18 protein-coding genes are annotated in these 19,707 nt (G+C 69.3%); 7 read left to right on the top strand and 11 right to left on the bottom strand.

The genetic code is table 11. From position 1 onward, the window contains the following. Positions 1 to 145 precede the first annotated feature (145 nt). Entirely contained in the window at positions 146 to 1,690 is a 1,545-nt protein-coding gene (locus tag ACGF3C_RS22460) for an NAD(P)-binding domain-containing protein (protein WP_393224844.1), read from the top strand. On the opposite strand, the gene ACGF3C_RS22455 is transcribed toward ACGF3C_RS22460, so the two are convergent. The 8 genes from ACGF3C_RS22455 to ACGF3C_RS22420 form a co-directional block, all read right to left on the bottom strand. Continuing rightward, positions 1,674 to 2,273 (bottom strand): nitroreductase family protein, encoded by a 600-nt coding sequence (locus ACGF3C_RS22455; protein ID WP_357225300.1) that lies wholly within the window; start codon positions 2,271 to 2,273, stop codon positions 1,674 to 1,676. The genes ACGF3C_RS22460 and ACGF3C_RS22455 overlap by 17 nt on opposite strands. 162 nt (positions 2,274 to 2,435) lie before the next feature. Further along, positions 2,436 to 3,587 carry a glutamate--cysteine ligase gene (locus ACGF3C_RS22450; RefSeq protein ID WP_393224841.1) on the bottom strand — a complete coding sequence of 384 codons (1,152 nt, stop codon included), beginning with the start codon at positions 3,585 to 3,587 and terminating at the stop codon, positions 2,436 to 2,438. A 72-nt stretch (positions 3,588 to 3,659) separates the two neighbouring features. After that, entirely contained in the window at positions 3,660 to 4,802 is a 1,143-nt protein-coding gene (locus tag ACGF3C_RS22445; RefSeq protein WP_393224838.1) for a M20/M25/M40 family metallo-hydrolase, read from the bottom strand. A 90-nt stretch (positions 4,803 to 4,892) separates the two neighbouring features. Beyond that, positions 4,893 to 5,459 (bottom strand): carboxymuconolactone decarboxylase family protein, encoded by a 567-nt coding sequence (locus ACGF3C_RS22440; protein ID WP_393224836.1) that lies wholly within the window; start codon positions 5,457 to 5,459, stop codon positions 4,893 to 4,895. Positions 5,460 to 5,734: 275 nt separating this feature from the next. Further along, entirely contained in the window at positions 5,735 to 6,667 is a 933-nt protein-coding gene (locus ACGF3C_RS22435; protein WP_357225273.1) for an AEC family transporter, read from the bottom strand. Positions 6,668 to 6,764: 97 nt separating this feature from the next. Continuing rightward, complete coding sequence (locus ACGF3C_RS22430) at positions 6,765 to 7,721, bottom strand: hypothetical protein (protein WP_357225276.1); 957 nt, start codon at positions 7,719 to 7,721, stop codon at positions 6,765 to 6,767. Beyond that, positions 7,718 to 8,074 (bottom strand): PadR family transcriptional regulator, encoded by a 357-nt coding sequence (locus tag ACGF3C_RS22425; RefSeq protein WP_357225280.1) that lies wholly within the window; start codon positions 8,072 to 8,074, stop codon positions 7,718 to 7,720. The genes ACGF3C_RS22430 and ACGF3C_RS22425 overlap by 4 nt, the downstream gene beginning before the upstream one ends. Before the next feature lie 90 nt (positions 8,075 to 8,164). Then, a complete protein-coding gene (locus ACGF3C_RS22420; protein WP_393224832.1) occupies positions 8,165 to 8,965 on the bottom strand; it encodes a helix-turn-helix transcriptional regulator in 801 nt (266 codons plus the stop codon). Positions 8,966 to 9,069: 104 nt separating this feature from the next. Here ACGF3C_RS22420 and ACGF3C_RS22415 point away from each other — a divergent pair, with 104 nt between their 5' ends. Together ACGF3C_RS22415 and ACGF3C_RS22410 are read left to right on the top strand one after the other, a co-directional pair. Then, positions 9,070 to 9,537 carry a VOC family protein gene (locus ACGF3C_RS22415; protein ID WP_393224829.1) on the top strand — a complete coding sequence of 156 codons (468 nt, stop codon included), beginning with the start codon at positions 9,070 to 9,072 and terminating at the stop codon, positions 9,535 to 9,537. Between the two features lie 96 nt (positions 9,538 to 9,633). Further along, the gene (locus ACGF3C_RS22410; protein ID WP_393224826.1) at positions 9,634 to 12,330 is read left to right on the top strand and encodes an AAA family ATPase; all 2,697 of its coding nucleotides are present in this window, start codon (positions 9,634 to 9,636) and stop codon (positions 12,328 to 12,330) included. Positions 12,331 to 12,396: 66 nt separating this feature from the next. Here the strand turns inward: ACGF3C_RS22410 and ACGF3C_RS22405 are convergent, their stop codons facing one another. Then, positions 12,397 to 13,032 (bottom strand): SRPBCC family protein, encoded by a 636-nt coding sequence (locus ACGF3C_RS22405; protein WP_393224823.1) that lies wholly within the window; start codon positions 13,030 to 13,032, stop codon positions 12,397 to 12,399. Beyond that, the gene (locus ACGF3C_RS22400; RefSeq protein ID WP_357232474.1) at positions 13,029 to 13,517 is read right to left on the bottom strand and encodes an SRPBCC family protein; all 489 of its coding nucleotides are present in this window, start codon (positions 13,515 to 13,517) and stop codon (positions 13,029 to 13,031) included. Before ACGF3C_RS22400 ends, ACGF3C_RS22405 begins: the two co-directional genes overlap by 4 nt. A 368-nt stretch (positions 13,518 to 13,885) precedes the next feature. Between ACGF3C_RS22400 and ACGF3C_RS22395 the strand changes: the two genes are divergently transcribed. The 4 genes from ACGF3C_RS22395 to ACGF3C_RS22380 all read left to right on the top strand — a co-directional run bounded on the left by ACGF3C_RS22395 (position 13,886) and on the right by ACGF3C_RS22380 (position 18,629). After that, a complete protein-coding gene (locus tag ACGF3C_RS22395; protein WP_357196671.1) occupies positions 13,886 to 14,677 on the top strand; it encodes an SCO2525 family SAM-dependent methyltransferase in 792 nt (263 codons plus the stop codon). 218 nt (positions 14,678 to 14,895) lie between these two features. After that, positions 14,896 to 16,737: an SCO2524 family protein gene (locus ACGF3C_RS22390; protein ID WP_393224819.1), complete on the top strand. Its 1,842-nt coding sequence runs from the start codon at positions 14,896 to 14,898 to the stop codon at positions 16,735 to 16,737. After that, positions 16,738 to 17,667, top strand: coding sequence for an SCO2523 family variant P-loop protein (locus tag ACGF3C_RS22385; RefSeq protein ID WP_357196665.1), 930 nt, complete (start codon positions 16,738 to 16,740; stop codon positions 17,665 to 17,667). Continuing rightward, a complete protein-coding gene (locus ACGF3C_RS22380) occupies positions 17,652 to 18,629 on the top strand; it encodes an SCO2522 family protein (RefSeq protein ID WP_357232464.1) in 978 nt (325 codons plus the stop codon). Before ACGF3C_RS22385 ends, ACGF3C_RS22380 begins: the two co-directional genes overlap by 16 nt. Before the next feature lie 6 nt (positions 18,630 to 18,635). On the opposite strand, the gene ACGF3C_RS22375 is transcribed toward ACGF3C_RS22380, so the two are convergent. Then, complete coding sequence (locus ACGF3C_RS22375; protein ID WP_393224816.1) at positions 18,636 to 19,649, bottom strand: SCO2521 family protein; 1,014 nt, start codon at positions 19,647 to 19,649, stop codon at positions 18,636 to 18,638. Positions 19,650 to 19,707: the final 58 nt, after the last annotated feature.

Here is a 19,707-nt window from a genome sequence, read left to right as displayed (position 1 = left end):
CGTCGTCGCTATTGCCTAGACAGGCAATGCGCGGGTTGCGGTGTTATGGGTTGTTGGCCCGCCGGCCTGGAGGCGGCGGCATTGACACACGCCGACATTCATTCCAAGGTCGATGGATTCGTCTCTCCGTCGAAGGGGCCGCAGGATGGTCAGCAACGAGCACAGGTACGTCATCGTCGGGGCGGGTCCCGCCGGCGTTCAACTGAGCTACTACCTACAGCAGCACGGTGCCGACTACCTGACGCTCGAAAGCGGAGACGCGCCGGGCGGGTTCTTCCGGCAGTTCCCACGCCATCGCAGGCTCATCTCGCTGAACAAGGTGCACACCGACAGCACTGATCCGGAGATTCGCCTGCGCTGGGACTGGAATTCGCTGCTGAACGACTCCCCGGACCTGCTGTTTCCGAAATTCAGCGAGGAATACCTGCCGGCCGCCGATGACCTGGTGCGCTACCTCGCCGAGTTCCAACGTGTGCACAAGCTCAACATCCGATACGGCACGACGGTCGAGCAGATCAGGCGTACGGGCGACGGCTTCACAGTGCGCACCGACCAGGGTGAGGTGCGCGCGCGCTGCCTGGTCGTCGCGACCGGCTGGGGCCAGCCGTTCGTTCCGGCCATCACGGGCATCGAGCACGCCATCGGGTACGAGGACATGGTCATCGACCCCTCGGCGTACGACGATCAGCGGGTCCTGATCATCGGTAAGGGCAACTCCGCGTTCGAGACCGCGTCGGCCATCCTCGGCCACGCGTCGATGGTGCACCTCGCCAGCCGGCAACCCCTGCGACTGGCCTGGAACACCAAACACCCCGGGGACGTCCGTGGTCAGTACGGCGCGATCCTCGACAGCTACCAGTTCAAGACCCTGCACTCGGTGCTCGACTGCACGATCGACGAGATCCGGCCGGTCGACGGGCGGTTCCAGGTGTCGATCACGTACACCCACGCCCAGGGGGAGACCGCCGTCCTCGACTACCACACGGTGCTGAGGTGCACCGGCTTCCGGATGAACACCGCGATGTTCGACGAGACGTCCCGACCCGACATGGTGCGGGACGGCCGCATGCCCGGGCTACGCCCCGACTGGCAGTCGAGCAACGTCGACGATCTGTACTTCGCCGGCACCATCGCCCAGGCCCGGGACGTCAAGCACGCGTCGTCACCCTTCATCGACGGCTTCCGGTACAACCTCCGTACGTTCACCCGGATTCTCCGTGAGCGCTACGACGACGTCCCGTTGTCGTACGCGACGACGCCGGCCGACGCCGCGTCGCTGACCAAGCTGATGCTCGACCGCGTCAACTGGTCCTCGGCGCTGTGGACCCAGTTCGAATACCTCTGTGACGTCTTCGTCCGCGACGACGCCAGCGGCGACTTCCACCACTACGAGGACCTGCCGGAGGACTACGCCGTGGAGCGCTTCGGGGCTGCCACGCAGTGGTACACGCTCGCGCTCCGGTGGGGCCGCGACGACTACGGCGACGTCTTCGCCATCGAGCGGCATCCCACCCCCGACCGGGCCAGGGAGAGCGCCTTCATCCACCCGGTGATCCGGCGGTACCGCGGTACCGAACTGCTCGCCGAGCAGCACCTGCTGGAGGATCTGCTGGCCGAGTGGCGGCGAACGGACCGGCACGTCGAGCCCCTGGTCGATTTCCTGACCAGGGACCTCACCAGCGGATCATGACCTCGTCGAGGGGTTTGCGGGAAAGGTCGGGGACGTGGGCGTCCGGCGTGGGATACCCGACGGGCATCACCACGTACGGGCGCTCCTCGGGCGGACGCTCACACACCTCGTTGAGAAATCGCATCGGGCTGGGCGTGTGGGTCAGTGTGACCAGGCCGGCATGGTGCAGCGCGGTGATCAGCAGACCGACCGCCATGCCGACGGACTCCTTGACGTAGTACGGCTTCGGGGTGTTCGGCCCCTGGTGCACCTCGAACACGACGATGACGGCAGGTGCGGTCTCCAGGAACGGTTTCCGCCAGTCGGTGCCGAGACCGGCGATCGCGCCGAGCCACTCCTGCGACGCGCGGCGGTCGTAGAACGCGCGTTCCTCGGCCTCGGCCGCCTCGCGTAGCCGGCGTTTGCGGGCCGGGTCGGTCAGCACGACGAACCGCCACGGCTGCACATTGGCCCCACTGGGTGCTGTCGACGCGGCCCGGATCGCCGCCTCGACCACCCCGTCGGGCAGGGGGTCGCTGGCGAAGTCGCGCACGGAACGGCGCCGCGCCATGCGGTCGGCGAACGCCTCCGCCTCCCGCACCATGTCCGCGGGGGATCGACGCTCGAACTGGATGGGGACCTTGGAAAGCAGGTCTGCGTCGTGCACCTGGAACCTCCCCTGATCCGGCGTGCCGGTTTCTGCGGGAGGGTCACCTGCCGCCGGCATCCGGTGAGTTCAGCATTTCGGAGGCCTGACGGCATGTCGTTACGCAGGTGTGCTGTCTTCGCGGGTCGGCACGTCGGGCGCGGTCCGGGTGGCGATGTCGTCGACCACGTCGGTCAGGCGTCCACGGAGCGCCGCGGCGGCCCGCTGGCGGGTCGCCCCGTCGCCGTCCACGGTGAGCGACCTCAGCCATGCCTCCACCCGGTGGCGGTCACCCGCCTCGTCCAGCGCTGGTCGGGCGAGCGCGACCAGCCGTTCGGCGAGGGCCGTAGCGGGCAGCAGTCGTCCCGTGGCGGCGTCGACGCCGTGGCCGCCCATCCCGTCGCGGGCGGCCCGCCAGTACGCCAGTCGCATCAGCTCCGGGACCAGTTCCGGCCCCTCGTCGCCCCGGTCGACGGCATCCCCGGAGACGACCACCAGAGCTCGCACCAGGGCCGCGAGCGCCGCGGATTCGGCGGCACTGACGGGTACGTCGGCCACCCGTACCTCAAGGGTGGGGTGGTTGGTGGACAGCCGGAGATCCCAGAAGATGGTGCCGTGATCGACCAGCGCGCCCGCCTCGAGCAGCATGTCCACGTGGTCGTCGTACTGCTGGGCCGACGTCAGGAACGGGGGCGGGCCGGCCACCGGCCAGCGCCCCCACGTGACACTGCGCCAACTGGCGTACCCGGTGTCGCGTTCGGGCCAGTACGGCGAGTTGGCCGTGAGGGCGAGCAGCACCGGCAGGTGCTGGCGCAGATGGTTGCCGATCAGCACCGCCCGGTCCCGGTCGGGCTGCTCCACGTGGACGTGCACGGCGCAGATCGCGAGCTCGTCGTGCAGCCCACGGTAGGTCGCCGTGCCCCGGTCCTGGCGAGGTCCTTCGGTGAGGGGCGGCGGCACGGCGCGGCCCAGCACCGGCGAGCCGCTGGCGATCACCCGCAGACCCGCCGACAGGGCTGCGGCCTGGACGGCGGCGCGGCCCTCGGCGAGCTGCACGCCGATATCCTCGACGCTCCGGCACGGGTCGGTTCGCGTCTCCACCTGAAACTTGGTGATCTCACCACCCACCCGGGTGCCGAGGGCCGGGCGTGCGCGGTCGACGACGATGGCCGCCTCCGGGACGAGCTCGCCCCGGTCGACGTCGACGACGAGGAACTCTTCCTCGACGCCGAGCAGGGGAATGGATGATGGCGCACGCTGTCCCGTAGTCATCCGACGCCGACCTCTCGCTGCCGGTCGTGTGCCGGCGGTGAGCACGTTACGTTACGGGATCACGTCGGTGGGTCAAGATCCGCGACGCTCTGATGTGGACAGCGCTTCGACGAGCCCGGCCAGGAGCGCCGTCCGTTCGGGCATCCGGTCGAGGCAGACATACTCGTCGGCGGCGTGCGCTCCGCCGCCCACCGCGCCCAGGCCGTCCAGGGTCGGTACGCCCAACGCGGCGGTGAAGTTGCCGTCGGACGCGCCGGCCGCGTACGCGCCGACGAGGCTCGGGATGCCGAGCTGACGGGCGACCGACTGGGCCAACTTCAGCAGCGGTCGCGCGAGCTCCTCGGACATGGGGTAACGGTTGATCCCTCCCTGCACGGCCAGCGTCGCCTCCGGCAGGAACGGCACCAGAGCGCGGATGGCGTGATCGACGCGCTCCAGCTCGTCCCTGGTCCAGGCCCGCACGTCAACGGCCAGGCTGGCGCGCTCCGGCACCGTGTTCGTCGTGGTGCCAGCGGAGAGCAGTGTCGGTGTGACGGAGGTGCCGCCGCTGTCCATCGCGCCGAGCGCACCCAAGGTGAGAACCTGGTGGGCCACCTCGACTGTGGCGTTCACTCCGCGCTGCGGTTCGACGCCCGCGTGGGCGGCGCGACCCTCGACGATGACGCGGTAGACCGAACCGCCCTTCCTGGCCACCTTCACCTGCCCGTCCGGGGTGGCCGCCTCGCAGACGAGAACCGCACCCGAACGCCGTGCCTCGCGTTCGATCAGTGGCCGTGACGTGACGGACCCGGTCTCCTCGTCGCAGGTGAGCAGCACGCCGACGGACGAGGTGTCCTCGATCAGTCGTAGCGCCGCGAACATCTGCACGATCCCGGCCTTCATGTCGCAGACGCCAGGTCCCGTCGCCACGTCCCTGCGTACGGTGAAGGGCCTGGATCGGATCGTGCCGACCGGGAAGACCGTGTCGAAGTGGCCCAGGAGCAGCACGCGCTGATCAGCGGCCGGCCACAGCAGGTGCGGCAGACCGTCGATCACGACCCGGCAGGCGGGCCGGCCGAGCGCCTCCTCGCCCCAGCGGGCGAGCAGGTCGGCACAGGACTCAAGATGGGGCAGCGAGCCCGGTGCCGACTCGAGCGCGACGAGCACGCCCAGCCGGTCAACCATGTCTGCCCGGAGCTGCTTCGTCGCGGGGAGCAGCCGGCGTGCGAGGTCCATCGATCCCTCCAGCGTCACAGGTGCCGGACATGGCCGGGCCTGTCCGTCGACCATCGCAGAGGGATCGGGTGTGGTCACCCGTGTCTGTGCTCAGGCGGCTGGCGGCCCGCTGATCGCAGCCCCGTAACCAACCTCGACGATCCGACGTGCGGACTCGGCGTAGGCGTCCCGGCCCTCGGGCGCGAAGGTGCCGAGCCCGTCGACGTAGCGGTTGAACATGCAGAACGCGGCGGCGATCAGGACGGTGTCGTGGATCTCCAGGTCGGTGGCGCCCTCGGCGCGGGCGTCGGCGACGAGTTCGGTGGTGACCTCGCGACCACTGATCTGTACCGCACCGGCGATGCGCAGCAGTGCCCGCAGTCTGGCGGAGATCGGGGCGGTGTCCAGGTCCGCGCGCACCTGGTCGACGAGGGAGTAACCCTCGTCGAGTTGCGCCGCGGCGAACGCGGAGTGCGACGCGCAGCAGAAGTTGCAGTCGTTACGTCCGGACACGTACGCGGCGATCAGTTCGCGCTCACCGGCGGGAAGCGAGTGAGGGGCACGCAGCAGCACCTCGGCCAGTTCGTTGAGTGGCTTCGCCGTCTCCGGCCGGTACCGCATCGGTCCGGAGATGCCGGGAAACTGCTTCTCGTCCAACCCGAGATCGATGTGCGCCATGGTCGTCAAACCCTTCGCTTGTGAGTCACGGCCCCGCCGACATCAACGTCTACAACGGACACAAGCGCGCGCGGCCGTGCGGCTGATGCCGCGCAGCCACGATCCCACTCGGTCCACCGCTCGGATCTCTTCATTTGTGCTCTCTTCCCGTCGAGGTGGCGTCAGGCGCACCGCGACCACATCAGGTGCGGCCGGCCCGCGGTGAGTCGCCCGATCAGGCCGACGGAGTTATGCCGATGCCAGTCATGCGGTTCAGAACGAGTCAGCTGACGGACCTACCCGAGCAGCGTCGCCGCCGCGGTCAGTGTTGCCAGCGACAGCGTTGTGGTCACCACCACCGCCCGGTTGGCCACCGCCTCGCCGACGCCGTACTCCTGACCGTAGATGAACGTGTTCTGCGCTGTCGGCAGGCCCGCGCACACCACCACGGCGAGCAACTGCGGCGCGGACAGGTGCAGGGCCACCCCGGCCGCGTACGCGATGACCGGCTGCGCGACGAGCTTCAGCGCGGTGATCACGGCCAGCTCGCCCGGCTCGGCTGGCTCGGCTGGCTCGGCCTGCGACAGCGCCGTGCGGTGCAGCGACGCGCCGAGCGCGACCAGGGCGGCCGGAACCGCGGCGCCCGACAGCAGGGTGAGTGACGCGCCGGCCGCCGACGGCAGATGCAGGCCGGTAGCCGAGCACGCGACACCGAGCAGCGATGCCAGGATCACCGGGTTGCGTACCGGCAGGGAGGCGATACGGGCGACCCGTACCCGCCCGGCCGGGTCGCTGTGCCGGTCCAGGGCGACCAGGATCACGGGTGTCACCACCAGCACCTGCAGCAGCACCACCTCCGCCAGGAACGACACGTCGCCGAGAACCTGCGTGGCGATCGGGATGCCGAGGTTCGCCGAGTTCACGTACCCGGCGGCCATGCCCCAGATCGGCCGTTCGCCGGGCGTGCGACCGAACAACCAGCTCGCGCCGACCCACCCGAGCCCGATGACCGTGGCGGTGCTTATCCCGAAGGCGAGCAGCGGGCGGCCGGCCAACCCGGACAGCGGCATTCGGGACAGGGCGAGGAACAGGGCGGCTGGCATCGCAAGGTGGAACACGAATCGGCCGAGCACCGACGCCGCCGCTTCGCCCAGCAGGCCCCAACGACAGGCCGCGTAACCGACCGCGGTGAGGATCCAGATCGGTACGAACGCCGTTACCAGGCTCATACGGACATGTGCGTCGATCGGAAAGTCACGCGTTCAGACTCGCACCCAGCCCGGACCGGGCGGATGTCCCGCACCTCAGCAACGTCGCGGAGCAGGGTCACAGGGTGACGTGCCGGCGGGCGGCCATTCTGCTGACCGTGACGTTGATGGCGAAAATCCCGACCACGACTTCGAGGAGCACGTTTCGCGGGTTCCAGTCCCAACCGTAGAGCGTCCAATTGGTCGGCTGATAGGCCAGCATGGGCAGCATCAGCGCCAGAAGGACCGCGCTGGCCGCGATCGACACCCGCACATCAAGTGCCGCGCCCACGATGGCCGCCACCAGCCCGGCGGCCATGATGACCGGAAGGGTCAACCCGTCTGCCCAGCCATTGAGCGGGTTGGGCGTTATGACCGCCATGGTTGTCGTGGCGCCGAGAAGCCAGGTCCATTGTCGCGTGGCCCGTGGTTGGCGCGCTCGAAGGAGCGGCACCATTGTCACCACGGCCAACAGGCATACCCACGTGGAAATCTGCATGATCAGGTAGAGGCCGGTCCGGAGCCCCAGAGCAGAGTCGTACCTTGCCCATGGTTCTACGGCGTACCTCAGGTCATTCGCTGTGGCGTGCCAGATCTCCCAGCCGAAGGCGCCAATGGTCAGGGGAAGGGCGAGGCGGTAGCGAGCCCACACCGCGGCGGCCAGCGCGAGAAGCAGCAATGCGGGCGTGACCGAGCTTCGCTCGTACAGAAAGCTGGCCGAATTACCCGGCAACAGCAGCCACAGGCGCCACGTGAGGGGCAGGGCCGTCAGGGCAACGCCGCACACGAGCAGGGACAGCACTGTCGATCGCAGCGCGGAGTGTCGCAAGGTGTCCCGGGAGCGGAGCTGGTCCACACCGGAGCGGACCCGCAGACCTCCCACCACGAGTGCGAGGGACTCCCGAAGCCTCGGGTGCCTCCGGTCCGTCTCGCCCGCGACCAGCAGTGTTTCCAGCATCTCGTCGGCGCGGTACTGCCGGTAGGCCCGAGGGTACGCGCGCAGCAGCCACCGGTAGCGGCGCTCCAGGCCGGTCATGCCGGCGCCGTCCGAGCCGTCGCGGCCGTCGACCGTACGGAACGGTCTCGAACGACCCGTGCCGCAGCGGCCATCCGAGCCGCCTCCTCGCGCAGTGCGGACAGCCCGCGCTCGGTCAGCTCATACGTGCGACGGGCGCGACCGTTGACCACCGCCTCTTCGGCCACCCGCACCATCTCCTCGCCGGTGAGCCGGTCCAGTGCGGCGTACAGCGTGCCGGTCGTCAATCGCACGCGCCCGTCGGACAGCTCCTGCGCACGCTTGACGATGGCGTAGCCGTGCAGCGGGTCGTCCTGCAACGCGGCGAGGATGAAGTACGTGGGTTCCCGCATCGCCGCCGAGGGCTTAGTCATGTCATCAACATAAGCAGACGATCGACCTATGCGTCAAGCTTTGGCGTTCCCCTTGTAGGCGTACCGGGTCGAACCCATCTCGCGCACACGTCAACCCAGTCGCACCAGCTTCTCGCGAGCGCTGGTGCCCGGCCGAGGCGTGAGGACCACGAGACGCAGGTCGGCGTTCTGAGTGGTCAGGACGTTGGCGTCGAGTGGGATGGCGCCCAGGTCCGGGTGCACGGCGGTCTTGTGCGCGCTCTCGTGACTGGCCACCGCGCGGAGGGCCCAGAGGTGGCAGAACCTGTCGTTCCCCGCCATCCGCGAGATCAGCGCCGCCACGTCGGGGTCGTTCGGATAGCGGGCGCTGGTGGCGCGCAGATCGGCTACCAACGACTGCTCGAAGTAGGCGCGCTCGGTGTCGGTCTGCCGGACTCGGGGGTTGCGGGATTCGAACTGAACGATCAGGGCGTTGCGATCGTCGCCGCTGGCACCTGCGGGGTCGCCGAAGACGGCCGCGAAAAGCCGGTTCCAGTGCAGCAGACGCCACGCGGCGTCGTAGACGGCCGCGGGGGTGTCGCCGAGGTGGTCGATGACGCGGTACAGGCTGCTGGGGATCAGGTGAGGTATCCGGTCAGGGGCCGCGGCGAAGCCGGCGAGGCGCATCAGGTGCGCCTCCTCGTCGTCGGAGAGTCGTAGCGCGCGGGCCAGGGAGGCGCACACCTGCGCGGATGGTGTGGCGGCCCGGCCCTGCTCGAGGCGTGCCACGTATTCGGGGGAGATGCCGGCCAGTGCTGCCAGCTCGCCCCGTCGTAGCCCGACGACGCGGCGGGGTGAGGCGTTTGCGACACCGACCGCGGCCGGGTCCGTGCGGTCCCGCCAGGCCCGCAGCGCCGCGCCGAGGTCATTCATGAACACCATGATCCGCCATCGGAGCCCATAGCTGGGTGGTACCAGCGGTACGCGGAAGAACTGTGCCTTCCACAGTGGTGGTTGAGCCGTTGAGGATGGAGATCATGAGCAGAGTGACCAGGATGCATCACATCGGAGTGCCGGTCAGCGATCTGGCGCGGTCGGTGAGGTGGTACGAAGACGTCCTCGGCATCGCGCCGACCGGCGTGACGATCTCGGCGGCGAACCCGGCCATCGGTGCGGTCGTCGAGGTCGAGAACGCGTCGATGCGGGCATCGTTCGCACTGGCCGGTGACAACGTCCTTCTGGAACTCATCCAGTACGACAGCCCGGAGCCGAGGCCCTTCACCGGGCGCAACTGCGACGTCGGGGTGATGCACCTGTGTTTCGAGGTCGACGACCTCGACGCGGCGCACCGTGACCTGGTGGAGCGGGGCGTCCACGTCAACGCCGATCCGGTAGTGCTTCAGGACGGGGACGGCGTCGAAGCGGGAGCGCTGGCCGGGACGAAGATCCTCTACCTGCGCGACCCCGACGGCATCCAGTTGGAACTGTTCGAGTTGCGCTCGTAGGAGCGCCGACTCCAGCTGTCGGTGACGGTCGACCCGACCGGGGCACTGCTGTGGATACCATCGATCGACCATGCATCCGGGGACATGCGGAAGTTGATGACAGCTATCAGGTCGGGATTCTTCGTCGCTCGAGAGACGGAGTTGGGCGAGATCGCCTCGGTGACGGGCCCGGCGGCGCAAGGCCGTGGCGGGGCGATGCTCGTTCTCGGTGAGGCGGGGATCGGCAAGTCGACGCTCATCGGTGCGGCCGCTTCACGGCTGGACGGATGGCAGGTGCTGCGGGCCGGCGGTATCGAGTTCGAGAGCGAACTGCCCTACTCGGCCCTGCACCAGTTGTGCGCGCCCGTGCTCGACCGACGCGCTGCGCTCCCCGCGCCGCAGCGGAGCGCGCTCGAGGCGGTGTTCGGGCTGCACGCCGGGGTCACGCCGACCCCGATGCTGGTCGGCCTGGCCGTCCTGGGCCTGCTCAGTGCCGTAGGCCGCCGCCGGCCGGTGTTCTGCACGGTCGACGACGTGCAGTGGACCGACGCCGGCTCGCGGCAGGTGCTGGCCTTCGTCGCGGCACGCGTGGCGGCGGAGCGGGTCGCCATTGTGTTCGCCGCCCGCGACGCCGCCTCGGTGCCGGAACTCGGTCGCCTGCCCGCCCTCTCTCTCACCGGGCTCGCCGACTCGGAGGCCCTCACCCTGCTGCGGTATCGGGCGCCGTTCGGCTACGAGGCGGCGATCCTTCAGCGGATCCTCGCCGAGGCGGCCGGCAACCCTCTCGCCCTGGTGGAGATCGCCCGCGACGCAGGGCCGTTCGGACTACCCGGGGACGGCGGCCATGGCGCGGTGGAGCACCGGTTCGTGAGTCGGTTCCTGCGGCTGCCCGTACCCACGCGCTCGGTTCTGGCGCTGGCCGCGGCGGAGCCGACGGGCGATCTCGTTCTGCTGCGGCGCGCCATGGCGATTCAGGGGCTGGACGCCGCGAACCTGGCGGCGGCCGAGGACAGCGGCCTGTTGGTGATCGGGCCCCGGGTGCACTTCCGGCATCCGTTGGCGCGTTCCGCGGTGTACCGGTCGGCCGGTGTCGAGCCGCGACGGCAGGCGCACGCTGCGCTCGCCGCCGGTACGGACGTCGACGTCGATCCCGACCGGCGCGCCTGGCACCGGGCGAACGCGATCACCGGCCCGGACGAGGGGACCGCGGCAGAACTGGAGCGTTCGGCCGGTCGGGCACAACGCCGCGGCGGATTCGCGGCCGTGGCCGCGTTCCTCGAAAGCGCGGCCCGACTGACACCGGGCCGGTCGGAGCAGGCACGCCGCCTGTTGGCCGCGGCCCGGGCACGGTTGAGTTCGGGGGCACCTTCTGCCGCCCGGGAGCTCGTGAACGAGGCCGAGCGTCTCCAGCTAGAGCCGGCCGACCGAAGCGTCGCGCGACTGCTGCGCGCGACGATCGACTATCACGTGACACGCAGCATCCCGGCGACGATCGCCCTCGTCGACGCTGCCGACGGCGTGGGGCCCGATGACGTCCGCGAGACCTACCTGGAGGCCTTCGCGTCGCTCATGTTCAGCGTCGACGACCCCGGGAGGCTGCGGCGGCTCGCCCTGCACATCCGGGAACGGGTGCCACATCGTCAGCCGCCACGTCCGGTCGACCTGCTGCTGCGGGCGTTGGTCGAGCAGAACCTCCGCCCGGTGGACGAGGCGATGCCGCTGATGCGCCGCACTGTCGACGCCTTCCGGGAGTACGCCCGCACACCCGACGCGGATCCGTGGTGGATGGAGCGTGCCTGCGCGTTGAGCGTCGACCTCGGTGACAGCGATGCCATGGAGGAGATCGTCGACCGTCAGGTTGAACTCGCCAGGGCGCAGGGCGCCTACGCGATCCTTCCCCATGCGCTGCGCTTCCAGGCGGTCGCTCGGACAATCGTGGGTCGATTCGCCGACGCGCAGGTCTGCGTCACCGAGGCGCGTGCTGTCGACGAGGCCGCGGGGACGTCCAACCTCGTGGGGTCCGACCTGATGCTCGCCGCGTGGAGCGGAGACGCCGACCGGTTCCGGGAGATCCGGGAGAAGCTGCGCGGCTGGGTCGGGGTGAACCCGACAGCGCTGCCCTACGCGAACGGCGTGCTGTGCAACGGCAGCGGCAACCACGAGGCCGCGCTGAACGCGTTGCTGCTCGTGCAGGACCAGCACCGGCGTGGCTCGTACGCCGTCACCGCATTCCACCACGAGCTGGTCGAAGCCGCGGCGTACGTCGGACGTCCCGAAGCGGCCACGGAATCGGCGGAGTGGATCGGGACCGTCGCACGGGTCAATCCGAACGCGTGGACGACGGGTGCGCATCTGTTGGCGTGTGCGCTGCTGGACCCGGGGCTCGACGCGCAGGACCGCTACCGCGAGGCGATCAGCCGGTTCGCCGGGAGCAGGATGCGAGTCCACTACGCGCGAGCCCGCCTGCTCTACGGGCAGTGGCTGCGACGGGTTGGCCGCCGCGCCGAGGCACGGGTGGAGCTGCGCGCCGCACACGACCTGCTCTCCACCATCGGTGCGGGCGGGTTCGCCGCCCGCGCCGCCCGCGAACTGGATGCCATCGGCGGGCCGACCCTGGCCGACCACGCCGATCCGCTGGCGGGGTTGACCGCACGGGAACTACTCGTCGCTTGCAAGGTCGCCTCGGGCGCGGGTACCAAGGAGGTCGCCGCGCTGCTGTTCGTCAGCCCGCGAACGATCGACGCCCACCTGCGTAACCTCTACCGCAAGCTGGGCATCACCTCACGCCGGCAGCTGCGCGAACTTCTCCGCTGACGGGTCCGGGGCGATCGGGCGACTGACGGCCCCGCCGGCACGAGACCGGCGGGGCCGTCAGTCGGGTCAGCGCCGGGCCCGCTCACACTCCCGTTCGGCCCGGATCTTGAGCTCCGTCAGCCATGTCTCCAAACCCGCGCCGAGAGCCACGGTGGAGAATTCGGCGTCCTGCTCCACCTGCTCACCGCGCCACGTCTCCTCGGTGCGCACGAGAACCCGGCCGTCGATCTCGGTGAACGTCCACACGTGAACGCCCTCGTCGATGCGCAGCCCGGCACTGATCGCCGGGCCGTCCCACCGAAGGCACTGCTGGTGCTGGAGCTGCCGGACGGTGGACGTGACGACGAGGGTCGTGGCGGGATTCAACGCGGTTTCGCGTACCGGCGTCGTCCATCGGAAGGACGATCCGGGACGCAGCGGACCACCATCGAGCCGCCTGCTGGAGAGGACCGGCTTCTGCCATGACGGCCAGCGTTCGACGTCGGTCTGGATCTTCCAGACGGTCCGTAGCGGCGCGTCGATCATCGTCTCCGTCCGGTAGCGGATCTTCGCCGCGGCGTCGACGGTCTTTCCCGCACACCGCACCGCCGCGCGGTCGGAGCCGCCGCCGTGCCCTGCCTCGGCCCGAGCCGGTGCACCCGCGGCGCCCATGACGCCGGCCACGACCACTGCCGTCGCGACGGCAACCATACGGTTCTTCATGAGACGGTCGCCGCCTCGGCGGTGCGCTTGAGGTGTTCCAGCCAGCTGGCGAGGGTCGTGTCGAGGCCCCCTTGGAACGGCGCAGGGTCGGCATCGACGGGCGGGCCGGCGAAGGACTCCTCGGTCGACACCTTCACGCCGTCACCGGCCGGAGTGAGCGCCCAGACGTGGACGCCGAGGACGCCGTCCGGCCCGTCACCGTACCCCCGCCACACGAGGCGTTCCTGCGGTCGTACCTGAAGGATCGTCGACTCGATCTCCATGCCGGCCGCGGACCAGCGGAACACGGAGCCCGGCGCGAGCGGACCGGGTGTCTCCACGCGTGCGTACGGGATTTCCGGCAACCAGGTCGTCCATGCGTCAATGTCCGTGAGGATCCGCCACACGGTGTCCGCCGACGCGGTCACCGTGACGCTGTGACTGCTGATCACCGGGGCTGACACGTCAATGCCGGCCTCGTCGGCGTCCGTAATGTTTATCATCATGAAGCCCCTCTGCGGTCTCTGATGATCGGAGCGCCGGGCATGGGAGAGCCGCTGGATCCACACCCGCTGGCAACGATCGTGCCAAGACGGCAACCGCCCCACATCGGCAAGAATTACCTAGATCGCGGTACGTGGGGCAGCCACTGTGACCAGCCAGCGGATCCGACCTTCGCGAGCGCAGGGGGCTGGTCACCGGGAGGCGATCGGGTCGGGTTGGCGGCATCCGGCCACCGTCCTGTCGTCGTCAATCTCGGCGGACGACGAAGTTCCTGCACTTGTGGGCCAACACCACCTTCGATAGATAATGGACAGCACCGAGCGCCGCTTCAGCGACCAATGTGATCCGCCGAACCGATGGAGGCCCGTCCATGGCGTTGACCCCGGCGACTGGGGGCGGTTGCGGCGAGTCGACGCCACGCTCGCCGATCCAGTCACCGAGGCCGGTCAATTCCGACGTGGAGTGGGACAGCTTCGACCCGCAGGCATATGTCCGGCACAACTACGCGGATCTGCGGTCCGACGATCGGGAAATACTCTGCCGCATCCGAGACTTCTTCGCCGAGGCGAAGCTCTCCGACGCGCGGTGCGTCGACGTGGGATCGGGAGCGAATCTGTATCCGGCCCTGTCGCTTCTGCCGTTCGCGAAGGCCGTCGACCTGTGTGAATGGTCGACGGCGAACGTGAACTGGCTGCGCACACAGGTCGACAGCTACGACCAGCTCTGGGACCCGTACTGGCAGGTGTGCGCGGAGCACCCGGCGTACGCGGCACTGGCGGACCCGCGTCGGCGCCTGGCGCAGGTGGGCAGGGTGGTGCGGGCCAGCGTCTTCACGCTGCCGAGGCATGCGTGGAGCGCCGGCACGATGTTCTTCGTGGCCTGCTCCATCTCGGCCGACCGGGCCGAGGCCGAGCACGCGATCGGTCGGTTCCTGGACGCGCTGCGGCCCGGGTCGCCCTTCGCCGTGACGGTGATGCTCGGGTCCCTCGGCTACAGCGTCGGTCGACAGATGTTCCCGGCGGTGGCACTGCAGCGCGCCGACGTGGTGGCCAGCATCGCGGCGGGCGCGTACGACCTGGACGTCCACGAGGTGCGGCCCAAGCCGCCGCTGCGCGACGGGTATCTGAGCATGCTGCTGGCCACCGGCCGTACTCGCGGATAGCGCCGATGCGTGCCTGTGCGGTGCGCCGATCCCGTGCTGTCGGCGCAGCGTGGCGGCGCGGCAATCCGTCGCGCCCGATCGGCCGGAGCGTCAACACGCGGCCATCGAAGCCTTTCAAGTGGCACTCGACTGGCCCGCTACCATGATGCTGTACGCCATCGTGGGCACTGCAATACCAGAGGTTTCGAGTCGACGACTACAACAGACGGCGGTGGATCATGCGGATGCAGCCGCGCCAGGAGATCCTCGACATCTGGCGGGCTACGGTTCGCAGTTGCTGGGCGAACGGTGAATGGCACTGGGGCAGCCGAAGTGGCAGCAACTCGATCAGCGACGCGGAGCAACTGCTGACCCTGTTGCTCCCTGCGGCCAAGGTCCCCGTGTTGTCACTGGACGACCCGGACCGCGCCGACGAAGAGGTGATCGAGGCGCTCAGCCCTATCGGCGGCGCGATCGAGATTCCCCGCCGGCTGGTCAGCGTGATGATCGACTATTTCCGGCGGTACACCGACGACGCCGGCACTCCGATCTTCAGCGGAGGCAGTTACCTCACTCCGCTGGAGGGCGGCCCGGAGCTCACCGACGAGCAGCGTTCCCTGGACATCGGCGACTCGTTCGCGGTCTCGATCACACTCACGTTGGCGACTATCGGTTTCATCAAGGTCTACCGGGGCTCGACCCAGCGGCGCGACCTGTTGGCGCAACTGGACGAACTGGACGCGATGGCGAGCGCGCGTCTCACGGCGGCGATGGTCGGCCTGCTCCGCAGCTTCAGCACCTTCGTCTTCACCTCCAGCGACGAGTACGGCATTCGTCTGTGCGACATGGTCAACCAGGACGAGCTGCCGCGCCGCGAGCTGGTGGCGGCGCTGCGCGAGCAGTTGCGGGACACGATGGCGAGCCTGCGCAGCGTGATCATCGGTTCGGGTCGGGTGACCGAGGACCTGGACAACAGTGAGATGCTGTTCGAGTGCGGCTGGTCGTGGGGGATCATCTCCGGCGCTGAGGAGGTTCCGACCACTGAGCCGATCGGCCTGCAGCGTGAGGGCTCCGCGGAGAACGCCCCGTACCTCTACTTCACTGTGATCGCGATGGACGCGATCGAGGATCTGAACTCCGAACGCACCCGGTTGCTCGGGTTGCTCAACGAGGAGCAGCAGCGGCTGTCCCGGGCGCTGCAACTGCGGTGGGAGCTCACCCGCACGTACTGGGCGACGGTGGCAACCTTCGGCAACCGGCGGCGGTGGCCCATCGAGGACATCCCCTGGCGGACGACCGACGGTGACCGGACCGACTACTACACCCTCCAGGCCACGTCGCTGGCGGTGAAGGGCCTGATCGCCGTCGGGCGCGGTGGTGACGAGGAGCTCGGGCGGATCGCCTCGGTGCTGGTGGAGCTGGCCCAGCGGGCGCGGATCACCCGGCGGGCGTCGCCCGGCGAGCCGGCGCTGTTCGTGCACGCGCCGGGCAAGCGGGTGACCCTGAACGACGACACGTCAAAGCCGATCATGACGTGGAACGTGAACGAGTTCTCCACTGTGCTGCTACAGCGGGCGGCCACCGTCGCCGGTCTGTTGAGCAACGCCCGACGGCGCAGTGAACTGCTCGAGCTGGCCGACGAGGTGTGGGACCACCTGCTGCTGCGGCGCATCCCGGATGGCCGGCACCAGGGGCTGTGGGACCATGCCGGTGGTGCTTTTCCCGGCCTGGCGCCGAAGCCGGACGCACCCTCCTGGTACCTGACCGAGCGGGTGGTGCAGGCTCTGGTCACGTCCGGTCAGCTGCTGTGGGAGCGGCCGTTCCCACGAGCAAGCCGGCTGGCCGACTACGCGCAGGATCTCATCGATGAGGCCGAATATCTGTTCGACCGGGAGTTGATGCGCGGCACCTTCGACGGTGAGGCGATGCAGCGCAGCATGCGCAGCATTCGCGCCAGCCTGGGCCGCGCGCAGCTGCTGGTCGACGAGCGTCCCGGCACGGCGGCCGCTCTGGTGAACACTCTCCTGTTGCTGCTCAACGACATCGCCACCGGGCAGCAGAAGGCCAGCGAGGGGATCTGAATGCTGGTCTTCGTCACGTCGCACAAGGGCGGCACCGGGCGGTCGGTGACCGCGGCGAACATCGCCTACCGCAGCGCGTTGTCCGGTCGCCCCACCTGCTACCTGGATTACGACTTCGGCTCGCCGACCGCCGGCATCACCTTCCAGATCCCGCAGGCCGTCAACGGTGTGGAGGGCGCCGGGCCCAATGGTGGCGGCCTGCACCGGTACTTGCGCGGGGAGATTCCGTCTCCGGAGCAGTTGGACGTGTGGGCCACCTCCGAACGTGCCAGTCTGCGTCAGAGGCCCATCGGGTCCGGTCCGTTGGTGCTCCTGCCGGGACAACGCAACGGTAGCGAGTTCGGTTTCACCAACGACATCGCCAAACGCTGCGCCGAGCTCTTCCTCCGCCTGGAGGAGGAGTTCGACCTGACCCTGGTGGACCTCAGCGCCGGCCGGTCGTACGCCAGCCAGATCGCGCTGGCCGCCACCGCGACCTCGACCCTGCGCAAGGTCGCCGTGCGCTGGTTGGTCTTCCACCGGTGGACTCCCCAGCACGTCACCGCAGCGGCGGACCTGGCGTTCGAGGCGGGTGGGATCGTGGCCATGGGCAAGGAGTACGGCCACGAGCCGGACAGGCTACGGGAGTCGCTGCGCTTCATCCGTACGGCGGTGATCGACTCACGTGGCCCGGAGGTCGGCCACCTCGGCCTCGCCCAGCAGGCATTCCTGCGTAAGTGCGACGCGGAGCTGTCGGAGCTGGCCCGACGCCGAGGTGTCGGGCGTACGACGCTGCTCGGCGCGGTGCCGCTTGATCCACTGCTGCAGTGGCGGGAGCAGCTCATCTCCGATCACGACGTGCAATCCAAAATTGCCAACGTCAAGACGGTGGACGCCTTCGTTGACCTGACTGAGAAGCTTTTCGACGAGACGGCATGGGACACCGCGTGATCGGCATGGATGTCAGGTTCCAGGAGGCAGCTGCGGTGCGTCGGACAGAGAGCGTGGCGTACTCGCATCTGTCCGTGGAGCTGGGGCACTTCTACGCGGAGGACTTCGGCGACGGGTGTGACGAGCTGAGGCGCAAGTTCGAGCGGATCGCGGACTGGTCTGCCGCGATCCCGGCTCTGGCCCGACGAGGGCTGCCCGCGCACCGGGAGCCGCGGATCAGCACCTGCTTCATGATGGACGACTACTTCCACCGCTTCGGTACCCCCCGCGAGGTGATACCGCAGGTGCAGAGCGCCGCGGCGGAGCACGGGCTGATCCTGGACTACGTGGCCCGGGAGTCCAGCTTCGCCCGGCACGACGGTGCCGAGCTGGCCCGGTTGGTGGTCGACACACTGGTGGTCGAACCACCTCGGCACACCACCGGGAGTCGTCCACCGCTGAGCGAGTCGGGCTGGCTGTCCAACGGTAAACGGTCCCCCGGGCACGTCGACGCGCCGGCGATGACCCTGCCACGCCCGTGGACTCCGCCGTTGCAGTCCGGTGATCCCCGGCACTCCATCTTCGTCGACATCGAGCTCTGGTCCGACGAGCCGGACGCCCGGGTGTGGGCCTGCGCCCTGCTCGCCTCGGTCTGGCAGATGACCCGACTTGGCGTGCTACGGCATCGGGGCGAGACGATGACGCAGCCGTGCCGGCTCGCCGGCGAGCTGCCGACGGACTGGGACGAACTGCCGGCGATCGTCCAGCTGAACCCGGCGGCTGCGCCGTTCTGCGCGTATCGCACGCTGACCCTGATGGGCACCCAGTACCTGCCGGTGGAGCTGGCCGTACGGACCATCCTCGGTCAGGTGGCGGTGCCGCCGACGGTCGCGCAGCAGGTCGCCAAACGGGCCGGCGGTGAGGGCCTGCTCCTGCCCAGCGAGTTGGTCGACCGGCTGAGCTACGTGTTCATCAGCGACTGAACGTGCTCAGCTCCCGCACGGCTCGTCGACGGCCACCCGGCCGGCCAGGTCGCGCAGCAGAGCCATGTTGCTCACGCTGATCTGATCCCGGATCCAGTTGACCGACGAGTTCCACTGACGGCTGAACCCGGGTACCTGCTCCAACTGCTCCCAGATCGGCCGCAGCCGCGGGTGCACCCGCGCGCCGGGCAGCCACAGGTGCAGCAGGTGCTCCAGCACCGGCCGTAGCCGCTCGACGTGCTCCTGCCCGGAGGCCGATCGGGTGACCGCGGACTCCACCAGCGAGGACAGCATGGTCAGCAGCCAGTCGTGCAACGCGAGATCTTCGCAGAGCCCGGCAACGGCGGCCGGCACGTCCTGCGGGTCGAGCACGAGTTCGACCGTACGCAGGGTGGGCGAGTCCACGGTCACCACCGCCGAGACGTCCCGGTCCGGGCGCGCGTCGGCCTGCGCGGTCCAGCGCAGCCGTGTGCGGGCGGTGCGCAGTGGCGGGCGCCGGTCCAGCAGGTCGGACATCTGCACACCGTCGAGAACCCTGCCGGTGATCGCCTCCAGGTTCAGCACGTCGGCGTTGTTGCCGTGCAGGAAGCCCGCGCTCAGGTCGGCGACGTCCAGCTTGCCGACCGTCTCCAGGACGCCGGGGTTGGCCAGATAGTGCGACCACGGCTGGCGGCGCTTGCCGGCGACGACGTGGATGACCGAGGAGGCCTGCACCATCCGGCCGCCGGTGACGATCGCCCTGGTGACCACGGCTCCCACCCCACGTAACTGGCGCCCTCTGGCGCTCGGGAGCCAGCAGTCGACACCGGTGCGGACATCGGGTGACACCGCGTACAGCGATGGACGCCGGGAGGTCAGCACGGCCTCGCCTTCGATCAGGCTGAGCATTTCGGCGCTCTGCTCCTGGGCCAACGCCGTGCTGTGTTGCAGAAGGCTGGTGTGCACCTCACCGACAGTGAGCATGGCTTCCTCCGCAACGCTGCCACCGGACCCGCGCTCATCGCGCGGTATGCGGCTCATGCTGATTGACGTACACCCCTCGCGACCGGCACTGACACGGATCCGCGTCCGACAACCG

Origin of the sequence: Micromonospora sp. NPDC047762, from assembly GCF_043204655.1 — a bacterium.
GTDB lineage: Bacteria > Actinomycetota > Actinomycetes > Mycobacteriales > Micromonosporaceae > Micromonospora.
This window is presented reverse-complemented; position numbering and strand designations above follow the sequence as displayed.